Source organism: Desulfobacula phenolica, assembly GCF_900105645.1.
Taxonomy (GTDB): Bacteria; Desulfobacterota; Desulfobacteria; order Desulfobacterales; family Desulfobacteraceae; genus Desulfobacula; species Desulfobacula toluolica.
On the sequence record NZ_FNLL01000019.1, the window covers coordinates 27831 to 48575 of the forward strand.

Consider the following 20745-nt stretch of genomic DNA (forward strand, 5'->3'; position numbering starts at 1 on the left):
TATTAGAGTTAATTTATACAAAAAACAATTAATGGTGGGAACAGACTTGAAATCTGTCCTCTGTCCAAAGGATGCTATTCTGCTTTGATGACTTTTGAATTGATAGTACTTATAATATGTCTTTTTTTATCCGCTTTTTTTTCTTCTTCTGAAACAGCTCTTTTTTCAATCAGCAAAATCAAGGCACTCCATGTTGCCAAAGACGGTTCAAAAACCGGACAATTAATTTTGGACATGAAGGAGGATTCTCATACGCTTTTAACCACAATTTTGATTGGAAACAACCTGGTCAATATAGGTGCATCGTCCCTTGCCACAGCTCTTGCCATTTCATATTTTAAATCCAATGCCGTCGGCATTGCAACCGGTACAATGACCATACTTATTCTTATTTTTGGTGAAATTTTTCCAAAATCATTTGCCAATCACAATAATATTCTGGTTGCCAGGCTGGTCATTTATCCGCTTTTCTGGCTTTCAAAACTATTTTTTCCGTTGATCTATCTGTTGAATTTTATACCCAGGCTTCATGGAACAATTAACACTTCACATGAAACAGTGACCGAAGATGAACTCATGACAATGGTGGAAGTGGTGGAAGAAGATGGTGAAATCAAAGAAGAAGAAAAAGAATTCATTACCAACATATTTGAATTCGACGACACCTCCTGTTCTGAAATTATGACACCCAGGGCGGATATGTTCGTAATAGACGTTTCACAGGAGATGGATATTGAACAAATTCTTAAGACCGGATATTCAAGAATACCGGTTATCGAAGGCAGTATTGATAATATTATCGGAATCTTGCATGTAAAAGACTTGTTTGCAAGTTTTCAAAAAGCCTGCACATCTGATTTTGACACCCCTCTGGATGTCAAACAGATCATGAAGAAACCCTATTTTATACCGGAATCAAAAAAACTGGATTCCCTGTTACAGGATTTCAAGCAGAAAAAAAATCATATTGCAGTTGTTGTGGATGAGCATGGTGGTGTTTCAGGTATCACCACACTTGAAGATGTTGTAGAAGAGATCATTGGTGAAATAGTTGATGAAACCGACCGGCTTATACCCGATATTGTCAGACTTAAGGGAAATAAATGGCTGGTAACTGGAAAAATTGATATTGATGATCTAAATAAAAAAATCGAGCTTAAAATTCCGGAATCAAATACATACGATACATTTTCAGGATTTTTTCTATCACAGATTGGGCGAATTCCAGAGCCTGGTGAGTCTATCATTATTGATAAATGGACTGTAACGGTTAAAGATATGGATGGAAACAGAATACAAAGTTTTATTATTAAAAAAGATTAATCTTGACATATCCATACCTTGAGTATAATTTTTTAGGATTAAAAATTATATTAGGAAATGACAGCATGCAGACTACAGATATTTTTTTTACCTATTTTTGGTATTTTTTTTACAATACATCATAGTCTGTGGTGAGCTTATTAACATTCCAACAAATTAAAAAGCACTTAAAACCGCAGCAGATTAAACACCTGATGCGGTTTTTTTATTAATTATTAATGAAATGGTATGCCATAATGAATGAAAAAAACTCTGAACATGAATTAAACCGGCTAAGAAATCAAATAGACACCATTGATTCACAACTTTTGAGTTTGATTAACCAGCGACTTGAAATCGGTCAAAAGGTCGGGACAATCAAAAAGCAAACCGGCAGTCAAATCCTTGACCGGACACGGGAACGAAAGTTGATTGAAAGATTGTTTAAGCTGAACCGGGGACCGGCCGGTAAAGATTTATTACGATATGTTTTTAATGTCATCATTACCGCCACTCGGGAAATTCAAAAACCTAAAACCATATCATTTCTGGGACCTGAAGCAAGCTATACTCATGTTGCTGCACTGACTCACTTCAAGCATTCCGGCAAATTTGTCGAGCAGCCTAATTTATATGAAATTTTCAGGGAAGTTGAAAAAAATCAAAGTCATTTTGGTGTGGTGCCTGTTGAAAATTCAATTGAGGGGGCAGTAAATCATACCCTTGATCTGTTCGCAGACTTTGATCTGAATATTTGTGCGGAACACTATGAACCTGTCTCCCATGATTTGTTATCAATAACAGGTGAGGCAGAAGATGTTCAAAAAATTTACTCCCATCCCCAGGCATTGGCTCAATGTAAAACCTGGATAAAAAAAAAATTTGCTCATGCTGAAATATTTGAGACCACCAGCACCTCCAAAGCTGCTCTTCTGGCATCTGATGACAAAACCATTGCTGCCATTGCCGGCAAACAGGCAGCGCATCTGTATGAATTGCAGTCGATTGAATCAAAAATAGAAGACTATTCGGGAAATATTACAAGATTCCTTATTATTGGCAAAGAGATGCCTGAACCCACAGGACAGGATAAAACATCCATTATGTTTGCCACTTCCCATGTACCCGGCGCCCTGTTTAAAGCCCTTGAACCTGTTAACAAGGCGCAGCTTAATATGCTGAAACTTGAATCCAGGCCCACACGGCATCATGACTGGAGTTATTATTTTTTTCTTGATATTGAAGGACACAAGCTGGATAAGCGTGTTGCAGATACCATTGAAGATATCAAAAAATATTCTCTTTCATTGAAAATACTGGGGTCTTATCCAGTGTTTGCTAAAGAGGCGCATGAGGCATGATTGATTCTAAAACAAAACTTTACTGCATTTTTGGAAAACCAGTCACCCATTCCAAAAGCCCTTTAATTCATAATGCCTGTTTTCAAAAACATCATATGAATTCAGTCTACCTGGCCTTTGAAATTGATGAAATTTCAGAAGGCATAGCGACAATGAGAACCTTAAACATCAAAGGCGCTTCTGTTACCATACCTTTTAAGGAAAGCATCATGGCGTATCTTGACGAAATTGACGAGGAGGCGTTGAGTATTGGTGCGGTAAACACTGTAGTGAACAAGGATGGAAAACTTATAGGATATAACACAGACTATAAGGCTGCTGTTTCTCCTTTAAAACCCTTTGGCATAAAGAACAAAACAGTATGTATCATTGGAGCGGGCGGGGCTGCACAAGCTGTTGCCTATGGGATACACAAGGAAAAAGGCAAGCTTGTGATTATCAACAGAAACAAGGAGCGGGGTAAAAGACTGGCATCAAAATATAATGCCGAGTTTATTTCCATGGATAAAATGAATCAAACCGAAATAGATAAAGAAGCAATAAATAAAACAAATATTATTAATGCTGATATTATCATCAACACAACATCCATTGGCATGAGTCCTGATATTGAAACCTGTGCTTTTCCATTAACCCTTCTGGATTCTCGGATGGTTGTTATGGATATTGTGTATACTCCTTTGAAAACAAAATTATTGTCCATAGCCCAAAGCAAGGGATGTACAACCATTGACGGCCTGTCCATGTTTTTGCATCAGGGCGCTGCTCAATTTAAGCTGTGGACAGATATATTACCGGATATAAAACTTATGCGGCAAACCATAATAAAGGAAAACAATTAATTGAAAAAGATTATACCAAAAGATATTCAAGACCAGGCTGTCGTGATTCCTGGATCCAAAAGCATTTCCCATCGCATGATGATTTGTGCATCTCTTTCCAATGGAACGTCACATATTGAAAATCTTCTTCAAAGCGATGATATAAACCTCACCATGGGTGCGCTCAAACAGATGGGAGCAAATATTGAGTACCTTAAAGACCATCATTACAAGGTTTTGGGGTTTGGCGGAACCCCTCAAGCATGTGACAGTGATATTTATCTGGGCAATTCCGGCACATCCATGCGGCTTCTTGCAGGGATCGCAGCACTGGGAAATACTCGTTATACTCTTACAGGTGATCAGCGGATGTGTGAACGGCCCATGATAGAATTGCTTGAGGCATTAAATATGTTGGGAATTGATGCAACTTCACAAAACCCGAACGGCACGCCTCCTGTTTATATCCGGGGAGGCAGCAGGGAAGGGGGGGGTGTTAACATTGACTGTTCCAAAAGCAGCCAGTACCTGTCCTCTCTTTTAATGATGGGGGCATTGATGAAAAACGGGCTTGATATCAGCCTTGACAGTCCGCCTGTATCTTCTCCCTATATTGATTTGACCATTGATATCATGAAAAAATTCAATGTTAAAGCCCGCCAAATCGATACCACCCATTACAAGGTTGCAGGAGAACAGACCTATATTCCAGGCAATTTTTTTGTTGAGCCAGATCTTTCCAATGCCGGTTATTTCTGGGCCATTGGTGCGATTACAGGGAAAATGATATCGGTTGAAAATATCAGTGAAAATTCTTTGCAGGGGGATTTAAAGCAGATTAAGATTTTGGAACAGATGGGATGCACCCTGAAAATTGAAAATAACAGGATTGGTGTTTGTGGCGGCACTCTTAACGGCATTGATGTGGACATGGCAGATACACCTGATGCCGTCCCTGCTATTGCAATTGTTGCAAGTTTTGCCAAAGGGAAAACCAAAATCTGTAATATTGAACATTTAAGAGAAAAAGAGTGTGACAGGATTGACGCGGTTTCTTCACAACTGATAAAAATGGGGATATCCGTAACCCAGGGAAGCGATTATCTTGAAATCACCGGCGGAACTCCCAAAGGGGCAAGAATAGAAACTTTTAATGATCACAGAATTGCAATGGCGTTTTCCATTCCCGGACTGTTGGTTAACGGCATTGAAATTGAAAATGAAACCTGTGTTGAAAAATCATTTCCAAATTATTGGAATATTTTTGAAGCGTTATAGATATGAAACCAGAACTCAAACCAGACATGAAAATTTTTCTTACAGGATACAGGTGTACCGGAAAGACGACCATAGGCAAACTGCTTGCAGATCAACTTGAATTTGACTTTATGGATACTGACCGGTTCATTGAACAACAGACCGGATCAAGTATTTTAAAAATTGTTCAAACCCATGGATGGGAAAAATTCCGGCAAATTGAAAAAAAAACACTATTGAAAACAAAAAACATCAAAAATACTGTTGTTGCCACAGGCGGCGGTATTATTATGGATACTGAAAACCGGGAATTTATAAAAGCCAACGGGGTTTGCATCTGGCTTGATGCAGATATCAAGACAATTTTGCTCAGGTTGAACAGGGATGATAAAACTTGTGACTCCCGACCGGCGCTTACAACTGATGACCTTTTAAAAGAAACTGATGAATTGATACGACAAAGAAAGCCTTTCTATGAAAATACAGCTCATTTAAGGATTGATACCAGTGTCCATTCCCCCGAAGAAATAGTTAATATTATTGACAGGAGATTAAAAAATGTCAGGCAGTAGTTTTGGAAAAGCATTTAATATCACAACCTTTGGAGAATCACACGGCCAAGCAATCGGGGTTGTGATTCAAGGCTGTCCTCCGGGCCTTGCCATTGACGAGGCCTTGATACAAAAGGCTTTAGACAAAAGAAAACCTGGTCAGGGCATATCCGGTACAAAAAGAAAAGAACCTGATCACCCCATTATCATGTCTGGTACGTTTAATGGTCTTACCACGGGAACGCCCATTATGATTATGATTGAGAATAAAGATGCAAAATCAAAATCATATGACAATATCGCCTCTCTTTTCAGGCCCGGGCATGGGGATTATACTTATCAGGCCAAATACGGTATCCGGGATTTCAGGGGCGGCGGAAGAGCTTCTGCAAGGGAAACGGCAGCAAGGGTTGCAGCAGGGGCCGTTGCCCAACTTGTACTGGATCAGCAGGGTATTAAGATAAAAACCTACACGCTTGAAATTGGCGGTATCCGGGCCAACCGGATTGATGATATCTCCCAAAAAGAAAAAAACGACTTGCTATGTCCTGATTCCGAGGCTGTCCGTAAGATGGAATTAAAAATTGCAGAGGTGAAAAAACAAGGAGATTCTCTGGGAGGTGTAGTGCAGATCATTGCATCCAATGTACCTGCAGGCATTGGAGAGCCTGTTTTTGACAAACTTGATGCGGATATTGCCAAGGCACTGATGAGTATCGGTGCTGTCAAGGCAGTTGAGATAGGGGCAGGTACCTGTGCGTCTCAAATGACCGGTTTTGAGAACAATGACCAGATTTTACCGGATGGATTTCAAACAAATCATTCCGGCGGTATCCTGGCAGGAATTTCAAACGGAGATGATATCATTGCAAGGGTTCATGTCAAACCCATCCCTTCAATCTTAAAACCTCAAAAAACTATTGATGAAAATGGTAATTCAAGAGAAATTTCAACACAAGGGCGCCATGATATCTGTGCCATTCCAAGAATTAATATGGTCTGTGAAGCCATGATGGCGATTGTCCTCACAGACCATATATTACGCCAGAAAACCCTGGGTTGACGGATTTATTTTTTTATAATATCCGATTCAAGTTTATCTGCAATTTCAATGGCTGAACTTAAAGCATCATTGATCATGAACAATTGAATTTTCAATGTTTTCAATGATGCCGGGGTAGTTGAGATGACTTCTGAACCGGCAAGAAGGTTTGCCAATGCTTTTGATTTTTTTGCAAATTCAGTCAGTTTTTCACTGAAGTTTACAATTTCACCTGCCCATTTGTCTTTTTCCTCTTTGGAAATTTCAATATTTGCATTGCCGGTGCCGTTGATGAGATGATCAATCCGGTACTCTTCAGGGTTTGCAATTATTTCATACATGTAAAATTCTCCTTCAGGCTTGTTTTAAAAGAAAGGCAAGTAGATCGCCCTTGGTGTATAAAATTTTCAGCACGGAAAGATAGTATGTATACTTAGCATCCAAACTCCTTCTTTGAGCCGAAACCAACAGTGTATTTGCATCCATCATATCAATGCTGTCCGCCATTCCATATTTGAACTGCATTTGAACTGCATTAAAGTTTTCCCGGGCAAATTTAAGTTCATCTTGTAAATTCAACAATGCACTTTTTGCAGTTTTGTAATCCAGAAAAGAAATTTTTGAATCCAGAATGATCGCTTTTTCCTTCAGGGTCAATGCATCGGCAGCTTTTCTATGATCTGCAAGCGCCTGCCGGATTTCAGCTTTTCTTAAGCCACCGTCATACAGGGTAAACATAAGTTCCCCCGTGATATATGCGGCGTTTGTATCGTCTTCCACAGTCGTTGGGCCGGAATCATATTTGATGTCGGTTTCTTTGTATCCGGCCTCAAGTTCAAGTGTAGGCCAGTAATCACTTTTTTTGAATTTAATATTTTTTTTTGTGATCTCAAGATTTTTTTTCGCTTCTTTTATTTCTGATCTGTTGTTTAGGGCATCAATTTGAATATCACCAAGAGTGATATCATAATTTTCAATTTCTCCAATATCATTTTTTTGAAGAGTAAAATCATCTTCAATTTCAACAAGATTGCGTAAGGCAGCCTTGCTTTGAAGCATCCTGTTTTCTGCCCTTACCTGTTCGGTCAACGATTTAGATAGTTCTGCTTCAGCCCTGTATAAATCCGTTTTGGTTACATTTCCGACACTCAATTTTTCTTTTACAGCATCCCTGTGAGAACTCAGGCGGTTAACATCCGACAGAGCAATCTCAACAAACCGTTGTGCGCTTAAAATATTGTAATAGGCTTGTGACACCTGTAATAAATACTGTGAACGGATGCTTTCAAGTGAAAACTGCTTACCTTCAATAGCTGTTTTTGTGACATCCAAGGCAATCAGCTCTTTTCCATTCAAAGTAAATGACTGTGTCAATTTGACACCCAGTGTCAGGGTGTCAGGGACAGAAATATCATCGTTTTTATATTCAGTCATCCTGCCATAGGTTGTGACTCTTGGAATCAAAACGGACAAAGCCCTGGCCTTGTCCTGATTCGCTATATACACATCTTCTTGTGCCATTTTAATGGTCTCACTATGTTTATTGGCAAGTTGTGTCAAGTCATAAAGGGAATAAATTGTCTGGCAATATGCAGGGATCTGGAAGAAAACGACAAAGAAGAACATGCTGAAAAATAATAGAATTGGTGGTTTATTCATTTGATAACCTCGTTTTTTTTGAAAATCAAAATACCATCAACAATAATATCATTTAGCAACCCGCGTCAAGTTTACAGAACATTAAAATCAAATAATTGTAAATTATTTTTGCTTTGTTTTTAATTTAAAAGATGAATTTAGAAAGTCTGCATATGGATAAATATTAAATTTTATGATATTAATCACCTCAAATCAAACAATATAAATTGTAATAAAATAAGGAGATTGAGATGGCATCCATTCCTAAGACTCAATTTGATGATTTGTCATTGGTCAGGCAGGGTAAGGTCAGGGATATATTTGATACGGGTGAATCCCTGTTGATGGTTACCACTGACAGGCTTTCCGCTTTTGATGTGGTTTTGCCGGACATTATCCCTGACAAGGGAAAAGTATTGAACCAGATATCTGTATTCTGGTTTAAACAAATGGAAAGCATTGTTAAAAACCATATTATCACTACCAATGTCAATGATTATCCCGAGGAGTTCAAACCTCATTTAAAAGCTTTGGACAAACGAAGCATGCTTGTTAAAAAAGCCGACCCTCTGCCGGTTGAATGCATTGTAAGAGGCTATATTTCAGGCTCAGGCTGGAGTTCATATCAAAAAGAGGGTCATGTCTGCGGAATTCAGTTGCCCAAAGGACTCAAAGAATCTGATAAACTTGAACAGCCTCTTTTTACACCATCTTCCAAAGCTGAAGTCGGTGATCATGATATCAATATCAGCTTTGAAGAGGCTGTTAAGCTGATAGGCAGAAAAAAAGCTGAAAAGCTAAGGGATTTAAGCCTTGCAATATATAAAAAAGGCGCTGAATATGCCCTTACAAAAGGTATTATCATTGCCGATACAAAATTTGAATTTGGTGAGTTGGACGGAGAAATCATCCTGATTGATGAAATTCTCACACCGGATTCCTCCAGGTTCTGGCCATTAAACGATTATGAACCGGGAAGAGGGCAAAACAGCTTTGACAAGCAATATGTAAGAGACTGGCTCATTGCATCAGGATGGGATAAGACCCCGCCAGGACCCAACCTTCCACAGGATGTTATTGACAGGACCTCCAAGACATATAAAGATATTTATACACGGTTGACCGGTGACAATGTCTGATATCCTTTGTGAAGTGAAGTTGTCTGACATTGATTTAACAGATGAACGGTATAAAATTTCGTTTTCTGATCATGATATCATCTTTCTGGCACAGTCCATTAAAGAAGCAGGCCTGACATATCCCCCCATTGTCAGGCCTGCGGGCAAAAAATTTATTATTATTTCAGGGTTTAACAGAGTAAAAGCTCAGATTTATAATAAAAAAACAAAAATAGTTGCATATCAAACAAAACCGGATGCAGGTGATTATCAATGTCTTTTAAAATCCATAACAGCCCTTGCATTTCAACGGCCTTTAACCCATTGTGAACTCATCATCTGTACCAGGCGCTTGTCTTCCTTTCTGGATAAGGAACAGATCGCGGAAAAATCACCTGCCATATTCAACACAAAACTCAATATTCGGTTTGTAGAGGATTTATTAACAATCGGGACTTTGCCTGATAAGGCTTTGGAATTAATCCATATGGGTAATCTGTCTTTAAAGTCTGCTCAAAGAATCTCTTCTTTTGAAAAAGCGACCATGGAGATTTTTTTGAATATTTTTTCAAAAATCAAAGCCTCTAGCAGCAAGCAATTTGAAATCATACAGCATATCATGGAAATTACAGCCAGAGAGACCATTAACCCCACAGACTTTTTCAAAACTAAAGCAATCCGGGCAATTATTTTGGATGCAAACAAAGAGCCAGGATTAAAAACCACACAGTTGCGGGCTTATCTCTTTGAACGGCGATTTCCAGCCATTTTCCAAACACATCAACTGGTCCGGGAAAAAACAGCCGCCCTTAAACTGGGTGGTAATATTAAATTGTTGCCGCCGGAAAACTTTGAGGGCCAATATTATTCCATCTCCTTTAAAGTCAAAAATTATGACGAATTTAAGACACATAGTCATCACCTGGCCGCAGCTTTAGAAAAAAATGAACTAAAAGAAATTTTCAACCTATGAAAATCGACACGCTCTTTATTGATAAAACCATACCCCTGGATATGGAACTTGATTATCTGATGTCACAAATTAACGCAGATCCTCAATGGGTAGATGACTCAAAAACAGTCTATGATTTTATCAATGAGGCGGATGATCCCGTCTTAAAGGCAAAATCAACGCTCTATGTTACGAAGAACAAGGGGGCTGTCGTCAAGGAATGCCCTGGAACCAGTTATTATACCTGTTGTGATTATACCATCCTTCATACTGGCACTTTCTGTACCATGGATTGCTCATATTGCATTCTTCAGGCTTATTTCCATCCGCCTGTGCTGCAATATTTTGCCGGACTTGAAACCCTTGATCACGCTCTTGAAAAAACGTTCCACCAGAACAAAATATTCAGGATCGGTACAGGTGAATATACGGACTCTCTTATCTGGGAAAAAGTCAGCCTTGTGCCTAAATTTCTGGTTGAAAAATTTGCCCGGCAGAATAATTGTCTTTTGGAACTTAAAACCAAAACCGTTAATATTGACTCGTTGCTTCCGCTTGATCACAACGGCAAAACCGTTCTTGCCTGGTCATTGAACACGCCGGATATTATTAGTTCCGAAGAAAAAGGAACCGCATCTCTTAAAGCACGTTTTGAAGCAGCCAGGCAAGCCGAATCAAAAGGATACAGGCTTGCATTTCATTTTGATCCCCTGGTGATTTATCCTGGCTGTGAAATTGAGTATAAAAAAGTCATTCAACAGATTTTTGAATATGTAAGCAGCCAAAGCATTGTATGGATCAGTATTGGAACATTTCGTTTCATGCCCAAATTAAAGCAGGTCATTGAAACCAGATTCAAGCAGTCAACCATCTGTTACGGAGAATTTATCCTTGGCCTGGATAATAAAATGCGATATTTTAAACCATTGAGAATAAAACTGTACAAAGAAATTATTTCATGCATAAAGGAATATGCGCCTGATCTGCTGGTCTATTTTTGCATGGAAGATGAAGAAGTATGGGAAAAATGTATGGGATTCTTTCCTGCAAAAGAAGGGGAACTTGGCCATATGCTGGATAAAAGTGCGGTCTCACATTGTGATTTAAATTACAATCTTTTATAAAAAAAGGGCGTTATGAAAGTTGCTTTAATCGCAAACCCGTATGCCGGCGGGAAAAAAGTTGGAAAACTGCTGCCTGTTATTGAAAAAAAGCTGGCAGCAAACCGTATTGATTATCAGACTCATCTATCTTGTTATCATGGACATATACTCAAAATAGCCTCGGCCCTTAACATAAAACAATATGATGCCATTGCTGCCGTGGGTGGCGATGGAAGCAATTTTCACATTTTAAACGGTCTTCTTTCCAGATTTAAACCTGAAGAAATTCCACCCATTGCCGTTATTCCGGTCGGCACCGGGAATTCTTTTGCCAGGGATCTGAATATACATACGTTTGAAGATGGCATCAGATCCCTTGTGAAAAATAATCCAAGATGGGTTGATGTCTGCTCTTTTACACAAGGCACAAAAAAAAAATATTTTGTCAACATACTTGGGTTGGGGTTTGCCACTGACGTGGCAAAAACAGCTCAGAAATTTAAATTCTTAAAGAATTTTTCTTACCTTATCGGCGTCTTTTACAGGGCTGCAAGGCTTTCTTGCCACCATATGGAACTTGAAATTGACGGAAAACCATTGTCGCAGGAAAATTGTTTTGTTGAGTTCTGCAATTCACGGTTTACCGGCGGGAACATGCTCATAGCTCCTGATGCTGAAATTGATGATGGTTTTATGGATATCATTATTGCAGAAAAAGTATCCCGAACCACTCTTTTGACAACCTTGCCCCAAATTTATACCGGTACCCATATCCGGCATCCTGCCGTAAAACATATCAAGGCTCAAAAAGCAACCATCAAAACATGGCCCGGTAAGACCTTATCACCGGACGGTGAGATAATTGGAGTTACACCGACAACCATAAGCGTACACCATAAAATGATACGGTATCTGAGGTGAAAAAGATAATTTCAACAGGGTTATGGATTGTTGGTGGTATCTTTTTTTTGGTTTCAGCTTTTATTCTTGTTTTATGCCTGTTTACACTGTCTCGGGAAACAACATTCACTATGGCCAGACGCCTGTTCAAAATTTTAATTAAGGTTATGGGAATAAGACTCATTGTAACCGGTAAAGACCACATAATTCCTGGTCGGCCTTATTTAATCATGGGAAATCACCAAAGTCTGTTTGATATTTTCGTCATTCCGGCGGCCATTCCCCTGTGCTTTGTCGGAGTAGAAGCTTCATATCATTTTTCTTTGCCGGTGTGGGGATATTTGATTCGAAAATGGGGCTGCATTCCCATCAAAAGAGACAATCTTAAAAATGCCATCTTAAGCCTTGAAACGGCAAAAAAGGCACTCTTGTCCGGGATTAGTATTGGTATATTACCGGAAGGCCACAGAACCCTGACCGGAGAAATGAAACCATTTAAAAAAGGGCCTTTTCACCTGGCCAAAGATGCCCATACAGATATTCTGCCGTTTGGAATAAAGGGTTTGTTTGATTATAATCGGAAAGGAAGTTTAATTTTAAATCCGGGAGTGGTAATGGTAAATATCGGTAAACCAATTTCCCATGAAGAGTTTAAAAAGTTATCCATAGAAGAATTACAGCAGACTCTTTTTGAGACGATCTATAAATTAAGCAAATCCTAAAAATAAACAATAAAAAAAACCGAACAGGTAAGATGTAATTCTTAACTGTCCGGTTTGATTGTCTTAATCACAATGATGCAATGTGTTTATTTGTTTTCTTCTTTTTCAGCGTTTACCTTGTCAATAACTTTTTGAGAAAGATCACCCGGAACCACGTCATATTGTTCAAATTCCATGGTAAATGTTCCTCTGCCACCTGTCATTGAACTTAAATCAGGTGCATAGCGCAGTATTTCAGCCATGGGAACCAGGGCATTGATGATCTGTTTGTCATCCTCTGAATCCATTCCCAAAACTCTGCCTCGCCTGGAATTAAGATCTCCCATAATATCACCGGTACTGTCTTCGGGTACTTTTACGGCAATCTTCATGATCGGTTCAAGCAGGGTCGCTTTTGCATCTTTTGCAGCATTTTTAAAGGCAAGGGTTCCTGCCATTTTAAAAGCCATCTCGGAAGAGTCCACAGAATGATAAGATCCAAAGTCAACTGTTACCCTGAAATCCACGCAGGGAAATCCCGCCAGGATACCGGTTTGAGAGGCTTCTCTTACACCGGCTTCAACGGCTGGAATATAATTTTTCGGGATAACACCACCGACAATCTTATCTACAAATTCAAATCCAGAACCACTGGGAAGCGGTTCAAGAACTATCCAGCAGTCACCATACTGACCATGTCCGCCAGACTGTTTTTTATGTTTACCCTGAACACGAATCTTTTTCTTGAAGGTCTCACGATAGGCAACCTTTGGTGTCTCAATATCCATGCCCACATTAAATTTTCTTTGAATTTTTTCGGCAGTCACTTCGATATGAACAAGGCCTCTGCCTGAAAGAACGGTCTGTTTGGTTTCTTCGTTTCTGTTCAACAAAAGGCCTGTATCTTCTTCAAGAATTTTTCTGACGGCTTCATGAATCTTATCCTCATCACTTTTTGCTTTGGGGGATATGGCAAAGGATATAACTGGCGGCATGGGCTTGGGCGCGGGAATTTGAATTTCTTTTCCACCTGTCAAAGTATCCCCGGTCAAGGTGTCTTTTAATTTAGCCACAGCCACAATAGATCCAGGAATCGCTCTGGTAATGTTTTTTTGCTCTTTGCCGGCAATCTCAAGAAGTTGTGAAAACCGCTCTTTTTTGTCTTTTGTCGTATTAAAAACATTGCCTTCTTTTCCAAGAGTTCCTGAAATCACTCTGAAAAGGGAGAGTCGGCCTGCATAGGGATCAACAATAGTATTGAAAACAAATCCGCAAAATTCCGCATCCGGATCAGGAGAAACAATAATATCTTCACCATTGGCATCTTTGGCAGTCCAGTCACCTCTGTCAAGGGGAGACGGCATATAATCATTGATAATATCGGAAATAACATCAATGCCAATCATTTTTGTAGCTGAAGAACAGATAGCCGGATAAAATTGGGCATCCAGAATACCCTGCCGAAATGCTGCCTTGAGTTTATCTTCTGTGATTTCTTCACCTTCAAGGTATTTTTCAAGAAGCTCATCATCAAGTTCAGCCACATTCTCAACAAATTCTTCTTTTGCCAGCTCAATATCATCCAACATATCCGCAGGCACATCAATTTTACTTGATTTTCCATCAGCGTCATATTCAAAAGCCTGGCCTGAAATAATATTTACATACCCTTTAAAGTCATCTTCAGAACCGATGGGATAAAATATGGGAAGGATCTTTTTTTTAAGTGCGGTTTTACAGGCTTCAATACAGGTTGAAAAATCCGATCTTTCACGATCCAGTTTATTCACAATCACAAAACCGGGCAGATTATATTCCAATGCACTGGCTGCGGCTTCTTCGGTCATGGCGGACGGTCCGCCGACTCCGTCAATCACAAATGCCATACAGTCTGCAACAGGAAAGCATGTTTTAGCAGAAGAGAAAAAATTCTGATCACCAGGAGTATCTATTAAAGTAATTGTATGCTTATTATGGGTATACTTAATAAATGATGTGTTAATACTCTGCTGTTTCCTGGTTTCTTCCGGTTGAAAGTCCATTACGGTATTGCCCTCTTCAACCTTCCCAAGACGGTTGGTAACTCCGGCTTTAAATAGCATAGCCTCAGCAAGAGTTGTCTTGCCTGCACCCCCATGGCCAGCCAGAGCCACATTTCTCATGGTTTTAATTTCTTCGCTCATTACTGCTCCTTATAAACAATTAATAAAAAGTTACATTTAAATAATAAAATTTAAATAAAATTAACAGTGTTATTTTAAATTTTCTTTAAAAGTTAAGGATATAATATACTCTTTATTTCCTTTCGGACCTGAAATAGGGGAAGGGACTACCTGGTTTATCTGATATCCCTTTTCTTTGAAAAAGACTTTCAAGTCTTTAATCACTTGTTTCCTGACTTCAGGGTCCTTTACAACACCACCCTTGCCTACATTCTGCCTTCCTGCTTCAAATTGTGGTTTAATCAGTGCCAAAACCATTGTATCTTTTTTCATGAATTTTTCAGCAGAAGGTATCACAACCTTAAGAGAAATAAATGATGTGTCTGCTACAACCACATCAACTTTTTCATTAATAACTTCAAAAGGCATATGCCGGATATTGGTTCTTTCAATAACCACAACCCTCTTGTTTTGTCTTAAAGACCAGTCAAATTGGCCATATCCCACATCAACGGCATAAACTTTACCTGCCCCATGCTGAAGCAGACAATCTGTAAAACCGCCGGTTGAAGCACCAATATCAAGGCAGGTCAAATTCTTTACCGAGACCGGGATTGTTTTCAATGCCTTTTCAAGTTTTAAGCCTCCCCGGCTGACAAACGGGTTGTCATCCTGTTTTACGATCACCTTTGCATCATCGGCAATCAAGCTTCCGGGTTTATCCACAGGCATGTCATTTACAAAAACTTTACCCGCCATAATTAAAGCCTTTGCTCGCTGCCTGGATTTAACCAGTTCTTTTTCAACAATAAAGAGATCAAGCCTGGTTTTATTTTTTGTCCCTTTATTCAATTGTTTTGCCATAAATTTTCATTGCTGCGTCTGCAATAGCTGAATAGTCTATTTCATAATCTTTTCTTAAAATATCCTGAGGGCCATGTTCAACAAATCTGTTTTTAATGCCAATCCGCTTAAGGGAACACTCCGTAACACCTTGATCCGATAACATTTCCAAGACAGCAGACCCGAATCCGCCATCAAGAACATGCTCTTCAACCGTGATGATTTTCTTGATTTTTACTGCATATTCCATTATCAAATCCGTATCAAGAGGCTTTACAAACCGTGCATTAATCACTGTTGTATAAATACCCTGCTCCTCCAGGCACTTGCTTGCTTTTACAGCCTCGTTAACAGAATTTCCTATGGCAATGATCAACAAGTCATCACCTTTACTTATGACCTTGGCTTTCCCTATTTTTATCGGCGTAGGATTATTTTCAACTTGTACGCCTTCTCCTGTTCCCCGGGGGTATCGAACAGCCACAGGCCCAGTGTGCTGAACTGCTGTAACCAGCATTCTTACCAGTTCATTTTCATCCTTTGGTGCCATAATGGTCATATTGGGCATACACCTAAGATATGAATAATCAAAAAGGCCATGGTGCGTGGGGCCGTCTTCTCCAACAACACCTCCCCGGTCAATGGCAAACACAACAGGATGTGAATCAATGCAGACATCATGCAGAATCTGATCAAAAGCTCGTTGTAAAAATGTTGAATAAATGGCAACAACAGGCTTTAACCCCTTTGATGCCAGACCGGCTGAAAATGTTACTGCGTGTTGTTCTGCAATTCCCACATCAAAAAACCGGTCAGGGTATTGTTTGGAAAACTCAATCAGCCCGGTCCCTTCAGGCATGGCAGCCGTCACTGCAACTATTTTTTCATTGTTTTCAGCAAGGTTGATCATGTAAGAGCCGAACACCTGTGTATAGGTGGGAATCCCGTTGGGTATTTTTTTGCTTTTACCCGTATCAACCGCAAAAGAGCCTACCCCATGAAAATAAACCGGATTTTTTTCAGCGGGTTCATAACCCTTGCCTTTTACAGTTGTAACATGCAGAAGGACTGGATCTTTAGGGTTTTTGATGTTTTTCAGGATATCGATCAAATGATCCAGGTTATGGCCGTCAATAGGGCCGAAATAATCAAAATTAAAGGCTTCAAATAACATCCCCGGTGTCATGAATGTTTTAAAAGACTCTTCAGACCGTTTAGCAATTTTATAAATGTCATCACCAATTTTCGGCAAAGACTTTAAAAAAGACCCAAATCTGTTTCTCATGGCCTGAAGATATCTGGCTGAAAACGTACGGCTTAAAAAAGAAGACAAAGCACCAACATTGGGAGAAATGGACATATCATTGTCGTTCAGGATGACAATCAAATTTCGTTTTTTCAATTCTCCGGCCTGGTTCAGCCCTTCATAGGCCATCCCTGCAGTGAGAGAACCATCTCCGATAACCGAAATAACATCGGAATCATCCTTGTTTAAATAGTTGCCATAACACACCCCCAGCCCAGCTGAAATCGAGGTTGAAGAATGCCCCACAGTGAAACCGTCATAGGGACTTTCCTTGATTTTAGAAAATCCTGATATGCCTTTATACCGGCGAAGTGTGTCAAAGGTGTCATTTCTTCCTGTTATCAGTTTGTGTGCATAGGACTGATGGCCAACATCCCATATCAATGTATCGGTTGGCAGATCAAACACATAATGGATGGCCAGAGTTAATTCCACGGCTCCCAGGCTTGAGGCCAGATGTCCACCGTTTTTTGAAACCACGTCGATAATTCGGCTTCGAATATCCTTGGCCAGAAGTTTGAGTTCTTTTCTGGTGAGTTGTTTTATGTCTTTGGATGTTTTTATTTGTTCAAGCAAACTCAAAATGTATCAACCTCAATTCAATTAATGGTTCCTGTTAATAATATAATTGGCAATGGCCCTCAAAGGTGCTGCGGTTTCATCAAAGTTTGAAATCTCATCAATAGCATTTTCAACAAGCATTTTTGCGTATTTTTTTGACTCATCCAGGCCAATAATTGCAGGAAACGTCATTTTATCATTTTGCTCATCAGACCCGGCAGATTTGCCCATGATTTCAGGATCTCCTTCTATGTTTAAAATATCATCCGCCACCTGAAATGCCAGGCCGATTTGATCTGCATAACACTTTAATTTTACAATAGTTTTTAAATCGGCTCCAACACTTACTGCACCTGATTCAACACTGGCGGTGATCAATTTGCCGGTTTTAAGTGCATGTATCTTCTTCAGGTGGGCTAACCTGTTATTTTGCCCGGGTTGATAGGACTGAATATCCAGCATCTGGCCTTCAACCATCCCCTGGATACCGGCTGCGGCAGAAAAGATTGAAATCAATTGAAGTCTTGTGTCATTGTCCGGATAAATTTCAAAAAAGGGTTGAGGATTGGAAAGGACATTAAATGCGTGAGTCAATAATGCATCTCCTGCCAGGATGGCGGTGGCTTCGGAAAATTTTTTATGGCAGGTGGGCAACCCTCGTCGCAAATCATCATCATCCATGGCTGGCAAATCATCATGAATCAAAGAATAGGTGTGGATAATTTCCATGGCACAGCAAGCGGGCAGGGCAAGCAGGAAATCTTTTCCACAGGCCTGGGCAGCAGCCATTGACAGGATAGGGCGCAGCCTTTTTCCCCCGGCCATAAGTGAATGATCCATGGCCATAATAAGCTCACGCGTCTGGTCATAAGGCTGAAAAATAAGTTTCAGATATTGGTTTACCAGTTTTCTTTTTTCTTTTAGATAATACTGTAAATTAAAGTTTATATTATTCATCATTATATACTATTCATCTTCAAATGGTTCTTCTTTTACATTACCATCAAGGTCTTTAGTCAGAAGTGATATTTTTTTCTCGGTTTTATCTAAAAGATCCAGACAAAATTTGGATTGTTTCATTCCTGATTCATATTTTTTAACCGCATCTTCAAGTGGCAAATCACCTGATTCCATTTGTCTTACAATATCTTCAAGTTCTTTTAACGCTTCTTCAAATGTTTTTTTCTTAGCCATTTTTTATCTTTTCCACCCTTGTAATCAATTGTCCTTTAGAAAGAATTACCTCAATTTGATCATTTTTTTTCACATCACTTGAATTAGTGATCAACTTTTTGTCGGACACAAATCTTGAGATACTGTACCCTCTGTCTAAAACTGCTTTTGGATTAAGCGCCTGAAGTTTAGAGGTCAGTTCCAAATGATCTGTTTTCATCTGCTGAATTTTTTTTTGAAAATTATGTGTGAACTCGTTGGAAAGTCTTTTAACCTGCCGCTGGTGGTCAAAAATTTTTTTAAGGGGCTGCCTGGAATGAAGCGAATTTGACAACCAGCTAAGTTTTTCTTTTTTATACTGTACATACTGCGTCATCATATTAATTAATCTTGATTTATAATCCTCAAGCTTGAATCGAAAATCATAAATAATTGTTCTGGGACTTTTTAATCTTGAAATCAAATAAGAAACAGTCTGGTGGTGTACAATAATTTTCTTTTTTACGGATATGGTTAAACTTTCCTGCAATTTTAAAACTGTTTGCACCAGACTGTTTTTGTCTGGCAGAGCCAATTCCGCCGCCGCAGAAGGTGTAGGAGCCCTTAAATCTGCTACAAAATCAGCAATAGTGTAATCGGTTTCATGACCGACACCGGTAATAATTGGTATAGAGGAAGCAAAAATGGCATTGGCAACGGTTTCTGAATTAAATGCGGCCAGATCTTCCAATGATCCGCCACCCCGGGCAAGAATTATGATGTCCGATATTTTGTGATCCATACTTTGATGTTGATTTACAAGGTTAATGGCATCACTAATTTCATTTTCTGATCCATCTCCCTGTACTTTAACCGAAATAATTTCAATGTGGCAGTTTAAAAACCGTCTTTGAGCGACATTGATGATATCTTTGACAGCAGCTCCTGTACCGGAAGTTATCACGCTTATTTTTGAAGGTAAAAACGGGATGGCTTTTTTATATTTGTCATCAAAAAAACCTTTATTGGATAATTTTTTTTTTAGTTGTTCAAAAGCAACCTGCATAGAACCTGCGCCTTCCGGTTCCAAATATTCAAAAATAAGCTGATAAGCACCCCGGGGTTCATAAAGTGTAAGCCTTGCCAGTCCATTAATCTTCATACCGTTTTCAGGTTTAAATTTTAATGTCCGTTTTTGATTCTTAAACATTACGGCACTGATAACTGCTTGTTGATCTTTTAAGGAAAAATAAGAATGACCGGAAGCAGGTACTGCATAGTTAGAAATTTCACCTGTTACCCATACAAATGGATAGGTTTCTTCTAAAAGAGATTTGATTTCTTTTGTTAATTTTGAGACAGTATAAGGCTGTCCAGTCTTTTTTCCTGTTATTATCATTGTTTAACCATATTGAACCATGTAAAATGCAAAATTTATATTTATAAAACAAAGGGAATATTTTAACAATAAAATTATTATTTTAAAATAAATATAAATTCTGTATCAAAACGCTATATGTGCAATATATGTAAAAATAGCATGTTTCCTTGGCGTCTGATAATATATATTATGTAAACTTTTTATAATATATATTTAAACAAGCAACAAACCTTGTAACCCTGGGGAAAAATCATCTGAATCACAAAACGCAAAAAGCCCTGACCATTGCAATAATGATCAGGGCTTTTTAAAGAATAATCCGGCGGCGTTCTACTCTCCCACACAGTCTCCCATGCAGTACCATCGACGCTAAAGAGCTTAACTTCCGTGTTCGAGATGGGTACGGGTGTGACCTCTTTGCCATAGCCACCGGATTAAGATGGCTGGATCCCGGACGTTTGAATATTTTTTAATGGGGTTACATGTCCGATAAATCCTTAAATTTATAATAAGTTGCAGTAAATTTTAATATGTTTGCATTAAAGCGTTCAAAGTTATCTGTGGAAAAAGTGGCTAAGCCTCACGACCTATTAG

At 39.1% G+C, this 20745-nt stretch carries 19 protein-coding genes and 1 rRNA gene; 11 read left to right on the top strand and 9 right to left on the bottom strand.

The features are described from left to right. Positions 1-87: 87 nt before the first annotated feature. From BLT94_RS20240 to aroC, 6 genes are all read left to right on the top strand, one after another. Positions 88-1323: a hemolysin family protein gene (locus BLT94_RS20240; RefSeq protein WP_092238251.1), complete on the top strand. Its 1236-nt coding sequence runs from the start codon at positions 88-90 to the stop codon at positions 1321-1323. A 236-nt stretch (positions 1324-1559) separates the two neighbouring features. Continuing rightward, positions 1560-2663 (top strand): prephenate dehydratase, encoded by a 1104-nt coding sequence (gene pheA / locus BLT94_RS20245; protein WP_092238253.1) that lies wholly within the window; start codon positions 1560-1562, stop codon positions 2661-2663. After that, positions 2660-3505: a shikimate dehydrogenase gene (gene aroE / locus BLT94_RS20250; RefSeq protein ID WP_092238256.1), complete on the top strand. Its 846-nt coding sequence runs from the start codon at positions 2660-2662 to the stop codon at positions 3503-3505. The genes pheA and aroE overlap by 4 nt, the downstream gene beginning before the upstream one ends. Continuing rightward, entirely contained in the window at positions 3506-4762 is a 1257-nt protein-coding gene (gene aroA / locus BLT94_RS20255) for a 3-phosphoshikimate 1-carboxyvinyltransferase (protein WP_092238259.1), read from the top strand. 2 nt (positions 4763-4764) lie between these two features. Further along, a complete protein-coding gene (aroL, locus tag BLT94_RS20260; protein WP_092238262.1) occupies positions 4765-5313 on the top strand; it encodes a shikimate kinase AroL in 549 nt (182 codons plus the stop codon). Beyond that, entirely contained in the window at positions 5300-6355 is a 1056-nt protein-coding gene (aroC, locus tag BLT94_RS20265) for a chorismate synthase (RefSeq protein ID WP_092238266.1), read from the top strand. The genes aroL and aroC overlap by 14 nt, the downstream gene beginning before the upstream one ends. 5 nt (positions 6356-6360) lie before the next feature. Here aroC and BLT94_RS20270 read toward each other — a convergent pair whose 3' ends face one another. Continuing rightward, positions 6361-6675 (bottom strand): hypothetical protein, encoded by a 315-nt coding sequence (locus BLT94_RS20270; RefSeq protein WP_014957484.1) that lies wholly within the window; start codon positions 6673-6675, stop codon positions 6361-6363. A gap of 13 nt (positions 6676-6688) precedes the next feature. Continuing rightward, positions 6689-7993, bottom strand: coding sequence for a TolC family protein (locus BLT94_RS20275; protein ID WP_092238269.1), 1305 nt, complete (start codon positions 7991-7993; stop codon positions 6689-6691). A gap of 230 nt (positions 7994-8223) precedes the next feature. On the opposite strand from BLT94_RS20275, the gene BLT94_RS20280 reads away from it, so the two are divergent. The 5 genes from BLT94_RS20280 to BLT94_RS20300 are packed head-to-tail and all read left to right on the top strand — an operon-like array spanning position 8224 to position 12767. After that, a complete protein-coding gene (locus BLT94_RS20280) occupies positions 8224-9111 on the top strand; it encodes a phosphoribosylaminoimidazolesuccinocarboxamide synthase (protein WP_092238272.1) in 888 nt (295 codons plus the stop codon). Further along, complete coding sequence (locus tag BLT94_RS20285) at positions 9104-10063, top strand: ParB N-terminal domain-containing protein (protein ID WP_092238275.1); 960 nt, start codon at positions 9104-9106, stop codon at positions 10061-10063. Before BLT94_RS20280 ends, BLT94_RS20285 begins: the two co-directional genes overlap by 8 nt. Next, positions 10060-11166, top strand: coding sequence for an SPL family radical SAM protein (locus BLT94_RS20290; RefSeq protein WP_092238278.1), 1107 nt, complete (start codon positions 10060-10062; stop codon positions 11164-11166). Before BLT94_RS20285 ends, BLT94_RS20290 begins: the two co-directional genes overlap by 4 nt. Positions 11167-11178: 12 nt before the next feature. Continuing rightward, positions 11179-12066 carry a diacylglycerol/lipid kinase family protein gene (locus BLT94_RS20295; protein ID WP_092238281.1) on the top strand — a complete coding sequence of 296 codons (888 nt, stop codon included), beginning with the start codon at positions 11179-11181 and terminating at the stop codon, positions 12064-12066. Continuing rightward, complete coding sequence (locus tag BLT94_RS20300; RefSeq protein ID WP_092238284.1) at positions 12063-12767, top strand: lysophospholipid acyltransferase family protein; 705 nt, start codon at positions 12063-12065, stop codon at positions 12765-12767. The genes BLT94_RS20295 and BLT94_RS20300 overlap by 4 nt, the downstream gene beginning before the upstream one ends. A gap of 86 nt (positions 12768-12853) precedes the next feature. Here the strand turns inward: BLT94_RS20300 and fusA are convergent, their stop codons facing one another. The 7 genes from fusA to rrf form a co-directional block, all read right to left on the bottom strand. Continuing rightward, on the bottom strand, positions 12854-14929 hold the full coding sequence (gene fusA / locus BLT94_RS20305) for an elongation factor G (RefSeq protein ID WP_092238287.1): 2076 nt from the start codon (positions 14927-14929) through the stop codon (positions 12854-12856). A 69-nt stretch (positions 14930-14998) separates the two neighbouring features. After that, positions 14999-15772, bottom strand: coding sequence for a TlyA family RNA methyltransferase (locus BLT94_RS20310; protein WP_092238290.1), 774 nt, complete (start codon positions 15770-15772; stop codon positions 14999-15001). After that, the gene (gene dxs / locus BLT94_RS20315) at positions 15753-17639 is read right to left on the bottom strand and encodes a 1-deoxy-D-xylulose-5-phosphate synthase (protein WP_092238293.1); all 1887 of its coding nucleotides are present in this window, start codon (positions 17637-17639) and stop codon (positions 15753-15755) included. The genes BLT94_RS20310 and dxs overlap by 20 nt, the downstream gene beginning before the upstream one ends. Positions 17640-17660: 21 nt before the next feature. Further along, positions 17661-18578 carry a polyprenyl synthetase family protein gene (locus tag BLT94_RS20320; RefSeq protein ID WP_092238296.1) on the bottom strand — a complete coding sequence of 306 codons (918 nt, stop codon included), beginning with the start codon at positions 18576-18578 and terminating at the stop codon, positions 17661-17663. Between the two features lie 6 nt (positions 18579-18584). After that, positions 18585-18812: an exodeoxyribonuclease VII small subunit gene (gene xseB / locus BLT94_RS20325; RefSeq protein ID WP_092238299.1), complete on the bottom strand. Its 228-nt coding sequence runs from the start codon at positions 18810-18812 to the stop codon at positions 18585-18587. Beyond that, on the bottom strand, positions 18805-20169 hold the full coding sequence (gene xseA / locus BLT94_RS20330; RefSeq protein WP_092238302.1) for an exodeoxyribonuclease VII large subunit: 1365 nt from the start codon (positions 20167-20169) through the stop codon (positions 18805-18807). The genes xseB and xseA overlap by 8 nt, the downstream gene beginning before the upstream one ends. A gap of 299 nt (positions 20170-20468) precedes the next feature. Beyond that, positions 20469-20585: ribosomal RNA gene (gene rrf / locus BLT94_RS20335) — 5S ribosomal RNA — on the bottom strand. Between the last annotated feature and the right edge of the window lie 160 nt (positions 20586-20745).

Bases quoted from the DNA above. Each gene is read 5' to 3' on its own strand.
- BLT94_RS20240 (WP_092238251.1), top strand. From the start codon at position 88: ATGACTTTTGAATTGATAGTACTTATAATATGTCTTTTTTTATCCGCT.
- pheA (WP_092238253.1), top strand. From the start codon at position 1,560: ATGAATGAAAAAAACTCTGAACATGAATTAAACCGGCTAAGAAATCAA.
- aroE (WP_092238256.1), top strand. From the start codon at position 2,660: ATGATTGATTCTAAAACAAAACTTTACTGCATTTTTGGAAAACCAGTC.
- aroL (WP_092238262.1), top strand. From the start codon at position 4,765: ATGAAACCAGAACTCAAACCAGACATGAAAATTTTTCTTACAGGATAC.
- aroC (WP_092238266.1), top strand. From the start codon at position 5,300: ATGTCAGGCAGTAGTTTTGGAAAAGCATTTAATATCACAACCTTTGGA.
- BLT94_RS20270 (WP_014957484.1), bottom strand. From the start codon at position 6,675: ATGTATGAAATAATTGCAAACCCTGAAGAGTACCGGATTGATCATCTC.
- BLT94_RS20275 (WP_092238269.1), bottom strand. From the start codon at position 7,993: ATGAATAAACCACCAATTCTATTATTTTTCAGCATGTTCTTCTTTGTC.
- BLT94_RS20280 (WP_092238272.1), top strand. From the start codon at position 8,224: ATGGCATCCATTCCTAAGACTCAATTTGATGATTTGTCATTGGTCAGG.
- BLT94_RS20285 (WP_092238275.1), top strand. From the start codon at position 9,104: ATGTCTGATATCCTTTGTGAAGTGAAGTTGTCTGACATTGATTTAACA.
- BLT94_RS20290 (WP_092238278.1), top strand. From the start codon at position 10,060: ATGAAAATCGACACGCTCTTTATTGATAAAACCATACCCCTGGATATG.
- BLT94_RS20295 (WP_092238281.1), top strand. From the start codon at position 11,179: ATGAAAGTTGCTTTAATCGCAAACCCGTATGCCGGCGGGAAAAAAGTT.
- fusA (WP_092238287.1), bottom strand. From the start codon at position 14,929: ATGAGCGAAGAAATTAAAACCATGAGAAATGTGGCTCTGGCTGGCCAT.
- BLT94_RS20310 (WP_092238290.1), bottom strand. From the start codon at position 15,772: ATGGCAAAACAATTGAATAAAGGGACAAAAAATAAAACCAGGCTTGAT.
- BLT94_RS20320 (WP_092238296.1), bottom strand. From the start codon at position 18,578: ATGATGAATAATATAAACTTTAATTTACAGTATTATCTAAAAGAAAAA.
- xseB (WP_092238299.1), bottom strand. From the start codon at position 18,812: ATGGCTAAGAAAAAAACATTTGAAGAAGCGTTAAAAGAACTTGAAGAT.
- xseA (WP_092238302.1), bottom strand. From the start codon at position 20,169: ATGATAATAACAGGAAAAAAGACTGGACAGCCTTATACTGTCTCAAAA.